Origin of the sequence: Anaerovibrio lipolyticus DSM 3074 (assembly GCF_900141865.1) — a bacterium.
GTDB classification, from domain to species: Bacteria; Bacillota; Negativicutes; order Selenomonadales; family Selenomonadaceae; genus Anaerovibrio; species Anaerovibrio lipolyticus.
On sequence record NZ_FQYW01000034.1, the window covers coordinates 1 to 12,472 of the forward strand.

The following is a 12,472-nucleotide window of genomic DNA, read 5'->3' on the forward strand; positions in this document are numbered from 1 at the left end:
GACTGCTTGAAGAGCTTGATGCCTGCCTTAATCGTCAAATACTGCTTACACAGGTGTTGCAGCCCTAGGCGAGAGCACTACCAGCAAGTATTCCTCTCATAGGTGACTGCTTATTAGCGAGGGTGCAGTCAGCGATTAAGATCAGGATAATCCTTTACCCATCTTCCATCATTAGCCGGAAAGGTGGTGTTTACTTTGAAGAAGGCGGATCTTCTTTCTACTCTTTTTTGTCGGTATCGACATCAGTTCAAGGGAAAATGTTGTGGCTGTCATGGACTTTGAATCCACCAAACCAATTGCGACTTTCGCTGTGCCCAACAATGAACCTGGTGCCGAAGAAATGGCTAAGCATATTTTAGAATTTCTTAATACTGAATCTAGTCTAAAAAGACTGGTAATTGGTTTGGAATCCACATCATTTTATGGTGTACATATTGCCAATTATCTGTCCACCAGCCCTATGCTTATGCCATACCATACCGAAGTGTACTGTTTAAATCCCAAATCCATTGCCAACTATAAAAAATCTTACATCGGGCTCAGCAAGAACGACTGCATTGATGCTTTCGTTATTGCTGACTATGCCCGGGTTGGCAGGATTACTACCAAACCATGGCGTGGGTGTCAATATCTCGCTTTACAGCGTCTTACACGCCACCGCCTACATCTGGTCAAAGCCCTTACAAGGGAGAAGACCTATATGCTCTCTAACATCTTCCTCAAATTCAGCGAATTTAACACGCTGGATGCTGAGGAGCAGCCATTTTCCAATGAATTTGGAGCTACGGCATCTGCGGTACTTACCGAATTTCTCTCCACTGAGGAGATTGTTGACATGCCTATGGAAAAGCTTGTTGAATTCATCTGTGAAAAGGGCCGCAATAGATTCCCAGATCCTCAGAAAACAGCCAAACTCTTGCAGGCTGCTGCAAGAAATTCCTACAGACTGGATAAGTGTTTGTATGAGCCGATAACAGTCGCTATTGCCTCTTCGTTTACCATGATCTCAACATATTATGCTGAAATCAAAAAGGTTAACCAAGCGATCGAAACAACCATTAAAGGACTCAATCCAAATGCTTTCCTTTCATTGCAGTCAATACCTGGTTTAGGACCGGTAATGGCTGCCGGAATCATGGCCGAAATCGGGGATATATCGGTATTTAAATCTCAGGAATCATTGGCCAAATATGCTGGTCTGGTTTGGCGTGAAAACCAGTCAGGCCAGTTCAAGGCCGATGACACTTCCATGAGCAAGGCTGGTAACTCTTATCTTAGATACTATCTGCTTGAGGCCACCAGTCATATAAGGCTTCACTGTCCTGAGTACAGTGAATATTACTCCAAGAAATACGCTGAGGTTAAAACCCATCAGCACAAACGTGCACTCGCTCTCACAGCTCGTAAAGCCATAAAGTTGATTTTTGGATTGCTGGCCAAAAACCAACTCTACTCCGGAAACAGAGTAGGCCAAGCTTAACATTTACGATTTCACCTTCGGATTTTTTAGGAAAATCGCGGAGGCTTGTTAAGTGCACGATAATTTAAGATTTTGCTTCAAAACCTTTTGAGAAAACCTGTTGACTTATTACCAGGTTGCTCTTCTGAAGATCATTATATTCTTTCAAGGAAATGGTTTTATTTTCATCAACCTTGATGGTTGCTGCATATAGCTTCTTCCATTTATAGATGGTTTGCTCGACTAAGCCATATTCATCCGCGAGCTCTTTAACCGGTTTGCCAGATAGGTACAAATCGATAATCTGTCGTTTGAATTCTTCAGAGTATCGGTTGCCGTTGTGGGCCATGTGAAACACATCCTTTCTTAATCAAGATTTTAATGTGTCGCACTTTTTGTGTCCACTAAATCATACTAACATCAACCAAACAGTAAATATAAATGATGATAATAAACCATCCACCTTGTTCCATCCACTGAAATCTTTTTATTTATAGGATCTGTCTCATTTGCAATATCTTCTATTTGTTTCCCTAAAAATTTTATCAAGTCTAACTCATTAGCATCATTCACTTCTAAATTAAACGATTCTGCTATCTTATTTCCCAATTCATCACGGGGCAAATATAATAACCATTGATTCTCCTGCATACACTTTTTTATCATGGATATAATCTCGTCAAAATCCTCTATCCTTGGCGATATCATACTAAACACCTCTCTACACATAACTAAGTGCTTCTATGAGGGAGTTTGGTACCTGCATGATTCTATTATCTTTGCCGAATTCTATATTTCGTTTCAATATTATTAGTTAAATACCCTCTTTCTCTTAATCCATTGGTTATTTCTGAGTAAATATCATTACCATCAGAATCTTTAATCGTAATAATCAAAACAAATTCTTGAGGTGGTACATTTAATCCATGTCTAGGAGTTAAGTCGACTCTAAGCTTCCATCCATGCTCCACTTTCAATCCTTTTCTCATTTTCCTGTAATACGACTTTATTGGACTCCATTTAAAACCATTTAACACTCGTGCAGACTCGTATTTTTCGTCCCATTTTGCTTCAAGCGGAACTTGCCCTTTAAAATTGATTTTTCCATCCTCTAAAATAGAATATGTACCGAAGCTAGCATCAATATTAGTCCTACAATATTCGTGTCCATATCTATGATCTAGAGGCGGCAGGTAAGCAAGAGTCATTCCTATTTCGCCAAAATATTTATTATCACGGATAAGGGACTTTGGATATGGAAAATCGTACATTTCAAGATGCGAGCCCTGAGATATTTTCTGCTTAAAGACAATGGTTACACAATCCTTACTACATTGCAAAATATCTTGCGTATTTGCAGAAGCAATACCAAACCCATAATACTTAATATTATCTGGATGTTCATCTATCAACTCACGAGAGCTCATTCTAGCAGAATGTATTAACATTGCTTTTACAAGTAGAGGTTCAGGAGATAGCATTTCCTCATAAATAGATGCATATTTTTGCAATGCTCGTGGAGTTGAATAGCTTGTGCCATTCCCCTCGACTATTTTCCCAAATGGATCTAAGCCTCTTACTCCCAAACTATCAATTTGGTATGATGTTGAACAATTACCACCATAATCAACAATATCAGGTTTAACAATATAGTTTGCACCAGGTCCTCTGCAACTAAACGGCGATGGTTCATTTCGCTTAACGAATGAATCGGCTGAATCAAACAATGCAACAGAACCGACAGTAATCGCACGAACAGAATCTGCTGGTGATATCAGACGATCATGTTCTCCAAGGTCTTTTTGAGGTGGCCAACTTCTATACGGAAGTTGTTCTATATTTCCACTAGATACAAAAATTTGTACGTGGTACTTATCTTGAATATAATCCAAAAACATACCGAAATCAGACATTGAACTGTCACATGTTTTTTCCCTAATTCCCAAGGACAAATTCCATATCTTGGTTGAAGATGAATATTTCTCCATCACTTCTTCAATGATTTCCATTAGGTCATATTCCGTAACTGAGTCAGTCAATCCATACTTTTCGTCGCTATTTGGAACAGCGATAACATCTACAAATTTAAAACGATAATTTGAAGGTGATGGAATATCATTTAGTACATTGCCATACTGAATTGTTGATGCAATAAAGGTGGCATGATTGGGGTTTTGATAAGCCTTATTTACATACTCTTCACGCGCGATAATATATGGCTTTAGAAATTGATTATCAACACTAATACCACCATCTATAATCCCAATTGTAATATCACTATCCCTATACTCGGTATTCAATATATGTTTTGATTTAGTTATAGAATAATCATTCCGAGGAAGGGAATATTCTTGAAAAAAACCAACCGTTTTTACTCCGTTGATGGAAGACAATTTTACAATATCCTCATAAGATTCAATTTCAATTTTTAAAAAATTAATTTGATTTCCATATGATATAAGTTTGTATTTATCCTCAAAATGGTATTCTTTTAACTTTCGTTTAACATACTCCCAAATTTGTGCATTGTCAAAATCATCATTAAAATCAAAAAAACTTAAGCTTGATAATCTTTTTAATAGAATTAAACTCTTTCTCAGCCAAATTCTTCAGTAATGGAGAAATTTTCTCTTCTGCTTTAATTGGTTGAATGTCAACTATTGCCGTCATGTTGGCTTGGAATCTCTTTGATGGTGGATTTTTTACCATCTCGATTGTTTCCTGAATATTTCTTTTATTTACTTTAATATATATTTCGTCTAAATCCTCACTACCAATAATTGGGCATTTTCTACACAAATCAGACGGTTTATGTGATTTCGCAATTGCCTCTGGCTTAACAGTTATTTTTCCCACTGCTGGTATGTTTTCACTCTCACAAAATACATCAGCATAAAATAATAATAAATTTTCTAATTTACCCGTTATTTCTTTTTTAAGTTCAGGAGTTACTTCGCCAAAAAATTTTACCTCCCCGCCTCCTTTATTTGGAATAATATCATCGGTTTTAGGTAGAACTAATTTTATAGGTAAATTATTTTCACTCACAATTGAACCTCCTTCGCAATTTTTTGAACAGTTGTCTTAGAACTGCCTAAGATATCTGCTATTGCCTGCAAACTAAACACTTTCGAATCTTTTTCTCGTAAAAACTTCACCTTATTTTTCAATAATTCTCGTGAATTAGTGCAATTGGTGGGAATAATATCCTGGCTAATAAACAGTTCCTCATAAATATTAGATATACTAAAACTCTTATTGTATATAACAGCATTTCTTATAGATTTAGTTATAAGCTCTTCTATATCAGAACCACTTTGTCCGCTAAGCAACGTAGAAATTTCTAATATTTCTTTTTGACTAAATTTGTATATATCACTAGAAAATAGGGTAACCAATAATCCAATAGTTTCTTTATCTGGCAATTCTATTTCTAATTTATAGTCAAATCTTCTCCATATTGCAGGATCCAACAACTGCTGATGATTTGTAGCTGCTAAAATCAAACTATCTTTACTCATCATGTCAATATTCTGCAAAAGGCTATTAACAACACGTTTCAATTCTCCCAACTCATTGTTATCATCCCTCGCTTTAGCAATAGCATCAAATTCGTCTAAAAACAATACACAAGGTATTTTTTGTGCAAATTCAAATACACTACGAATATTTTTTGCAGTTGTACCAAGATATGACGATATAAGACTATCTAATCGTGCAATGACGAGGGGCAAATTCAATTTTTTAGCAATTAAATAAGCAGATTTCGTTTTTCCGCAACCAGGTGGTCCGTACAACAAAAGGGAATTTGAAACACTTATGCCCAAAGAATGAAGTTTATCTGCATTTTGGTAGCTTAATATAAACGATTCTAATTTTTCCATATTCCTTTTAGATAGAACTACATCAATATCGTTTTGAGAAGGATAAACAATATCAACTAGATTCATTCTTGATTCGTTATCTACCGGAATATTAACAGGATTAGAACTGTTCATAGGTACCAAAGACATTTCATCATAAGCATTTAATAGGCGCTTAAATTTGATTGCAGAACGAGAATCATCGTCATTCTCCAACTTTGATACTAATTGTTTTGTATAATTTATAACTTTGGCTCGATCGTGTTTTAATGCGCCTTCTACGATTTTGCCAATTTCAATAGAATATTTCACCGCTACACCTCCTTTCTCATTATAGCGGAACGAATGTAAATATGCAAAGAACAACAACTATATTTTAGAGAACTTTTTTCTAAATACTGAGAACAATGATTGCTTTTTTTACCATAGTGAACTCTTTTAAAAATATTATACCTTTTCTCATACATATAAGTTGTAGCTAGCAGAAATACTAAATAGAAATTAGCCAATCTTATCGTAGCCACAGATGTTCACCGCATATAAATTGATTATTGAATTCAACATTATTATGAGATCTGTATAGATAAATTAAAAAGAGAAACATTCCGGAGATACAATATAGTGACTACTTGCATTTTTATCCACCTATAATAAATTGAACGAGAGTGTAAACGTTTTTCTGTTACAAATTCTAATCTAACGCCCCCTTAGTGGCTCACATTTAGATTAGAATTTATACCTACCAAAAGTAACCATTATAATATCCTATGCTCAAACAACCAAAATAAAAAGCAGCCCAAAGGCTGCTTGAGGAACTTGTTCAATTTTAAACTAGCATTTAAAAAATTTATACCCCGAGTAATCGGGATGGGATGTTACTATCAATGAACTTCTCACATATTAATAAACCAAAGTCTAATATAGTCAAAATATCATTAACCATAAGCATCCCCTCCTGAATACCAGCCAATCTACACTGTCCCCACTTCTCCATTGGCATTTCATGGCTTTCGCCATTCCAGGGCGAGACACCCACATAATATCACTTTTTCAAATAACAAGCAATAAAATTCATATACGATCCCAAGGTGTATAAATGTCTTAGTTTATCTCTTTTACTAAAAGCTAGAAGAGCTCTCCCTATATTGTTACCATACATATCTAAAAGAATACTGATATTCCAAAGATTCACCCTTTTATGAGTAACATGCAAAACATGATATTTGTATACATCATCTATTAGATTAAACCCTCCAAGAGCTTCCTGTAACTGATCAATTCCTTCAATATTAATTTGTGGATAACGGGTTAGAATTGTATATCCACTACTCGGCATAGCCTCACAAAACCGTGTATTGGTCGTTATAAAGTATACATTTTCGAAATGACAACCTTCAAATGTCACACATTTTAAGTTACAATTTGTAAAAATTACATTTTTTAATACTGCATCAGAAAAATTACTAGCCTTTAGATTGCATCCAACAAAATCAACATTCTCAAATCTTGCATTTTTAAAATTACACATAGTAATATTAGAAGCCTGATACTTTACATTAAAAAACTGACCTTCTTTATATATTAACTTATGTATATTCGTTTTATAACAATATCTGTTTTTTATTCCCGTATATTTTATCGGTGAATTTTGTAAGTCAAACGGTACTAATTTTCCTTGCTTCATTTTTGCCAACCGTTTTTTCTTTTGTAATGCTTTTCTCTTACTTTTTCCTCGCCCCATAACAAGTTCCTAAACATTTATCACAATAGATTTCTCATAGATAACTCAGCTTTTAATGCGTTTTGTAATAATTGAGAAAAATTAATGCCCGCTGAAATTGCTTTATCATTCAGCCAGCGTGGAATGCTTAACGTTTTCTTTACTAATTTATTAAAATACTTCTTGGCATACTCTTCAACATCAACATGGATCATAGTGACTGTTATATCCTCATCCTTGTAGTCATCATCCTCGTCTGCTTCCGCTTTAATATCAATCTTATTCTGTGGGGTTGGTTCAGGAATAGGTTCACCACTTTGCTTTAATTCATACAGATAACCTGCCAAACAATCAATTGCCATTTCTGTAGCTTCTCGATACGTACTCCCAAATGTAGATAAATGATTTAAATCTGGGAATACAACCGAATATGTATTATCTTTTTCCCGGCAATATATAGCAGGATATATGGATACCAGTATCGACTTCACACCAAATAACATTTTCCCTCATTTTTTACATTTTTTCATGGATTCCAACAATGAATCCCCCTCATATAATTCAGACCAGGCACACTCGAATCGCATTTCTTTGCATAAACCTATCCAACAGATGTAATTACCTTTTACGCCCTTTTAGCAAAGGTATAGCCTGTTCAAGTTCTTCCATCTCATCCATGTCAGCACACACAGCCTCCTGATGCTTACGGTTAGTATCAAATTCAGAATAAATTTTTGAAACATGATCTACCATAAACTCATGAGAGTGATTACCACAATTATTAAGAATTGGTATGCCATGATCCAACAGCAAACTATCCACCGTTTTTTTCCAGTATTTCAATGTGAGATTTTTCCTCATTTTTACACGAAATTCGGCGCTTTCAAGAAAGACCGTCACCAATCTGTTTAATGAATCAAGTTCATCCTCAGTTAAGTAATTTTTTGAAATAGTAATATCCACTTTTCTAACCTGTTTACCTTTCCAGGAAGTTAGTGCCATATTAGGTTTGCTTGAATCAGCACGCTCAACAATCAAATCCGCAGCAGTCATTCCAGTAACACCATAAATCAACTTATTTTGCGTTTCTGTAAAAAATAGCTGTGTTTGCTTGTCATCACTATTATAGTCCGATGACAGAGCAAACAAATCTTTAATTTTCTGATAGAATCTCTTTTCGCTGGCTCTGATGTCCCGAATGCGGGCAAGAAGTTCATCGAAATAATCCGGGCGTCCATCAGGATTCTTCAATCTATCATCATCCAGCACAAAACCTTTTTGTAAATAATCTTTCAATGTAGTATTTGCCCACCGTCTAAACTGGGTGCCCCTAGGTGAGCGAACGCGAAAACCTACAGCAAGTATAGCTTCCAGATTATAACATTTTGTCCTTCTTGTAACTTCACGCTTTCCCTCGCTTTGAACTACCGAGAAATACTCGGTAGTTGAGCCTTCCTCTAACTCATTCTCCCCGTAAATTTTTTTCAAGTGTAGGGAAATATTATCCGTAGAGCAATCAAACAATTCCGCCATGGCCTTTTGCGTAGCCCATACGGTCCCATCATTTGCGTACAACTTAACATTGGCTTTGCCATCGTCAGTATTATAAATTATTATATTATCCTCAATATTGTCATCAAAAAAGAAGAAAAACATGGGTTGTTCCTTTCCGTACCATCCAGTTTCCAAATTGCCATAATCAAACATCAGTTTGTCGCTTTAATGATAACATCTTGTTACATAAAAGTCTATTTTTTTATACAAACATAACGAGCCCGCATAGGTAAAAAATAACCTATGCGGGCCCTGATTACGATCCCTATAAAATATATCTCTACTATAAACCTTATCTTTCACATCATCCAAAGCGACATCGTAGCGATTGACCAATATACCCCTGCTGATTCTCTTAAATTCCTCCAAATCTCCGATGACCTTGCTCCCGAAGAATGTGCTGCCAGCCTCCAGTGTTGGTTCGTGTATAACAACAGTTGCACCTTTAGCTTTGATTCGCTTTGTAACTCCCTGAATAGCTGACTGACGGAAATAATCAGAATTACTCTTCATGGTCAAGCGGTAAACACCGATAACGCGCTCTTTTTCCTCATCCTTGCTATAATCACCACGACTATAATAACCAGCCTTTTTCAGCACCTGATACTTCATATATAAAGACAGTAGCGTAACCACCCAACATCACCTCTGAAATCTTTATATTGATTTCAGATTATTATGTAAGTGGCTCAAATTTAAGCGAGCGTTTTTACCCTCAATGGCTCAAATCATGATTGACATTTATACCTTAGATTACTAAATATTTTTCAGATTAGTTAACAATGAATGTTTTCTAAGTCCGTGCAGATTCATTGCACGAATCATGTTTTTTATCTCTTTTTTACTCGAAATCTTTATTAACCTTTGGGAATTCTTTTGGCAACACTACAATAGATATCTCCACAGGCAAATTCATATGTAACGAACGCACAACTTGGACTACATTTCGAATACTATCTTCCGAACTCATTGCTACCTTTGAAATTCCCAACCCTATTAATGGCATGTACACTGGCAAAGCTTGAGAACATTTGCAAATATATTGGAATAATCTAAATAACGCTTGAAAGTAACCTTCTGGATTATCTATGATGTGATTATCATCATCAAAATCTGTAATTGCCACCAAAACTGCTTTGACTTCCCCACACGGAATTTCCACAATTGTCCCTAGTGGATATTTTTCACAATTACCTGCCTTATTTTGTTTTACGGGAGTTATACCGCAATTAGCCAATTGTTGCTTAATCTCCAAGTCCAGTCTGTGAGTATTGTTTTTAAAAAACTTATTAATAAACGAACCATGTACTGTACTTTCAGCAATTATTCTGTTATCAACAATTGTATCAAAAGCTGAATTTACTGGAATAACTATTATTCCTTTTTGATTGAATAAATCTCCCGATAGTACATTTATATATTTTTCACCAACTACAGGTATAGAAAATCTTTTACGGCAATGCCAAGATGTTAACGAATAAACAACCGGCATTGCAAACAGCAAAAATATCACAAAATATTTACAAAATACAGTACACTCCTGCAATATATCTGGAGTCCCAAAAAGCAATATTATTGTAAGTATTGAACTAACTAAACTTAATCCTTTAAAAAACTTGTCCTGGGTATATGAATTTATAAAAGTAAATTTCATTATTAAAACCTCACCAAAAATGATGTCCTGCATCTACTATATAATTCACAGTATACTTCTCCATTTCCTATGCATTCTTAAGGAATTCTTTTGCAAATGGTATACGCAATACAGTTTCCGCCGAGTTGGATATTTATTTTTAACTTCTTACTATCGTAATTATTTACAGAAAAATTTTCACATTCGACCTTTTGGAATCTAATAAATTACTCTATTCCCCAACATTTATATACTTCTGACGAGTAATACCCTAAGCCTTCTCCATTGGGATGCCTTGAATTAACAACAGAAAACTGGCTAATCGCATCAAATATAGGTTCTTTCAGAAACGGGATATGTATACGATGTACCGTTCTATTGTTTATGCGTTCAGCTAATGCTTTGGGCCCACATGCTTTCCAATTCTAAGAGCTTACTAATTTTCGAATATCCTGGATATGTCATAATGATTGGTAATCCATAGAACATACTCGCAGCACATTTTCTTGTTTATTGATTACCGCTACGATATTATCTCATTCGCCATCAACTGGCCACATTGCTCTTCAGCGTATATAATACATCAAGTGGATGCTTATCTTGACTCATTTGATATTCCTTATACCATTCTTCAATATCACCCAATGACAGTTGAATCAGCTTATTTTGTGGCAACTTGTATTTAATGTTTAATCTCTTGGCATAATGTTCCAAAACCTCTTCATCAAGAGTTAATCTTTGTCTGTGCCGGTTCAATTCAGACTCTTTAAGCATCGTAGTTAATAATATTTCCTCATATATCCACGGGGATAATGTATACTCATCATAGCCATTTCCATTTATTGCCAATTCTAAATCTGGTACAGACCTAGGTGTATTCAAAAAAATAATTATTTCTGCTGAATCCATTGCTTTCATTATTGCGGACATCAGCATAACATGAACATGTGCTGTAGAAAAGTTTCTTTTTATATAGCTATAACTTTGACTGTTGCATTGTAAGCAATATTTGTTGTCAATTTCTTTCAGTAAGATATCAGCATTGCCCCAAAAAGTCGAATCTATGAAGGTTGTCAAACCGAAAAAAGATTCCAGCATACCAACAAGCATATATGCAAGTTCTTTATCCTTATGAGAATATGATAAGAAAACATCGCGTTTTAGTATAGGAAAATATCTTTCAGCTAATGCTGTGCCATCAATAGTTCCGTTATATAAAACATCTCGAAGCAGTTCTTCTATATTCTTTTCTTCAGATAATGTTATCTTTTTACCTGCATTAGCACATTTTCTAAAAGGTGCTTCTTGTAGAACATCCTCAGTAACTACAAGTTCAAATGCTCTGTACATGATTACCTCACAATTCTAAGCAAGTTCATATACTCTTATAAGGGAAGGTTCTTCTTTTTACTCTCATTGGAGTTTTCGGCGTCATATATCTCACCAGCACAACTAAATATGCGTATGTTATATTCTTTCACTATATTTTTTTTGAAATACAAGAATTTTGACTTGAATTCCTGCGAGAGCATCTAACAAAAGTATGGTGGCAGAATAATTGTTGCATTTCGATCTATAGTATTAGCCAATGCTCTTGTTCACCTCTCGCCATTATACTATTTCATTTTGCAAAATTGCCAACCAATTGTTTTTCGCGTACATGGATCCGACAATATTAACATTTTTTCTTTTTCATCAATCTTATAAAAAACTATGTAATTCTTGACAACCAGCATTCGTCTATATTACATTTTTTCAGACCATACTTAATAGCTGCCATTACATCAGAAAAGTACAGGCATGTCCAATTTCAATATCAGCAAGACCTTCTCTGATACAAGCATATAATTCCATCTTACCCACTAATTTTTCATATATTTTTATTATATTAGCGTCGGCGTAATTTAACCACCTACGGGTCGGTCGTCATAGCCATTTCAGAGTCAGTCTAAAATGACCAATACAACAGTCAGCTTTGTTGACCAATAACCCAGCTTAGGCTGTTAGTTAGCCTTATCTAAACACTATTTATCTTCATGGTTCAGATTGTCAACCTGAACATTTACTACTTTGAGCTTTCGACCACGGTAACTTTTTCCCTTAAGGTTAAAGACTATGGCGTTATCAAATATCCGGTCCAGTGAGCAGAGAAGAGCATCTTCCTCCTCAAAGCATTCCTTCCACTGGGATGGCTGCTTATTACTTGTAAATACCGTATTGAACATACCCTCTTTGTTATACCG

The 12,472-nt window shown here is 35.3% G+C and carries 13 protein-coding genes; 1 reads left to right on the forward strand and 12 read right to left on the reverse strand.

The window, feature by feature from the left end:
• Positions 1–271: 271 nt before the first annotated feature.
• Positions 272–1,480, forward strand: coding sequence for an IS110 family RNA-guided transposase (locus tag B6K08_RS13335; RefSeq protein WP_234985356.1), 1,209 nt, complete (start codon positions 272–274; stop codon positions 1,478–1,480).
• Positions 1,481–1,544: 64 nt separating this feature from the next.
• Here the strand turns inward: B6K08_RS13335 and B6K08_RS13340 are convergent, their stop codons facing one another.
• The 12 genes from B6K08_RS13340 to B6K08_RS13905 all read right to left on the reverse strand — a co-directional run.
• Positions 1,545–1,808, reverse strand: coding sequence for a transposase (locus B6K08_RS13340; protein WP_039209842.1), 264 nt, complete (start codon positions 1,806–1,808; stop codon positions 1,545–1,547).
• Positions 1,809–1,879: 71 nt separating this feature from the next.
• The gene (locus tag B6K08_RS13345; protein WP_159446796.1) at positions 1,880–2,110 is read right to left on the reverse strand and encodes a hypothetical protein; all 231 of its coding nucleotides are present in this window, start codon (positions 2,108–2,110) and stop codon (positions 1,880–1,882) included.
• A gap of 122 nt (positions 2,111–2,232) precedes the next feature.
• Complete coding sequence (locus B6K08_RS13350) at positions 2,233–3,852, reverse strand: S8 family peptidase (protein ID WP_200810435.1); 1,620 nt, start codon at positions 3,850–3,852, stop codon at positions 2,233–2,235.
• A gap of 154 nt (positions 3,853–4,006) precedes the next feature.
• A complete protein-coding gene (locus B6K08_RS14015) occupies positions 4,007–4,507 on the reverse strand; it encodes a hypothetical protein (protein WP_200810436.1) in 501 nt (166 codons plus the stop codon).
• Positions 4,504–5,634 (reverse strand): AAA family ATPase, encoded by a 1,131-nt coding sequence (locus B6K08_RS13355; RefSeq protein WP_039212336.1) that lies wholly within the window; start codon positions 5,632–5,634, stop codon positions 4,504–4,506. Before B6K08_RS13355 ends, B6K08_RS14015 begins: the two co-directional genes overlap by 4 nt.
• A 730-nt stretch (positions 5,635–6,364) precedes the next feature.
• The gene (locus B6K08_RS13360) at positions 6,365–7,063 is read right to left on the reverse strand and encodes a pentapeptide repeat-containing protein (protein WP_039212338.1); all 699 of its coding nucleotides are present in this window, start codon (positions 7,061–7,063) and stop codon (positions 6,365–6,367) included.
• A gap of 20 nt (positions 7,064–7,083) precedes the next feature.
• Positions 7,084–7,545 carry a type II toxin-antitoxin system HicB family antitoxin gene (locus B6K08_RS13365; protein ID WP_234985378.1) on the reverse strand — a complete coding sequence of 154 codons (462 nt, stop codon included), beginning with the start codon at positions 7,543–7,545 and terminating at the stop codon, positions 7,084–7,086.
• A gap of 115 nt (positions 7,546–7,660) precedes the next feature.
• Positions 7,661–8,749, reverse strand: a complete 1,089-nt coding sequence (locus B6K08_RS13370) for a virulence RhuM family protein (RefSeq protein ID WP_200810437.1) — start codon at positions 8,747–8,749, stop codon at positions 7,661–7,663.
• Positions 8,750–8,761: 12 nt separating this feature from the next.
• Positions 8,762–9,208 (reverse strand): UDP-glucose 6-dehydrogenase family protein, encoded by a 447-nt coding sequence (locus B6K08_RS13375; protein WP_039212343.1) that lies wholly within the window; start codon positions 9,206–9,208, stop codon positions 8,762–8,764.
• Positions 9,209–9,437: 229 nt separating this feature from the next.
• Positions 9,438–10,283 carry a macro domain-containing protein gene (locus B6K08_RS13380; protein ID WP_039212346.1) on the reverse strand — a complete coding sequence of 282 codons (846 nt, stop codon included), beginning with the start codon at positions 10,281–10,283 and terminating at the stop codon, positions 9,438–9,440.
• A 492-nt stretch (positions 10,284–10,775) separates the two neighbouring features.
• Positions 10,776–11,579: a hypothetical protein gene (locus B6K08_RS13385; protein ID WP_052212626.1), complete on the reverse strand. Its 804-nt coding sequence runs from the start codon at positions 11,577–11,579 to the stop codon at positions 10,776–10,778.
• Positions 11,580–12,253: 674 nt separating this feature from the next.
• The coding region (locus tag B6K08_RS13905; RefSeq protein WP_234985332.1) for an ATP-binding protein at positions 12,254–12,472 on the reverse strand (219 nt) is incomplete at its 5' end.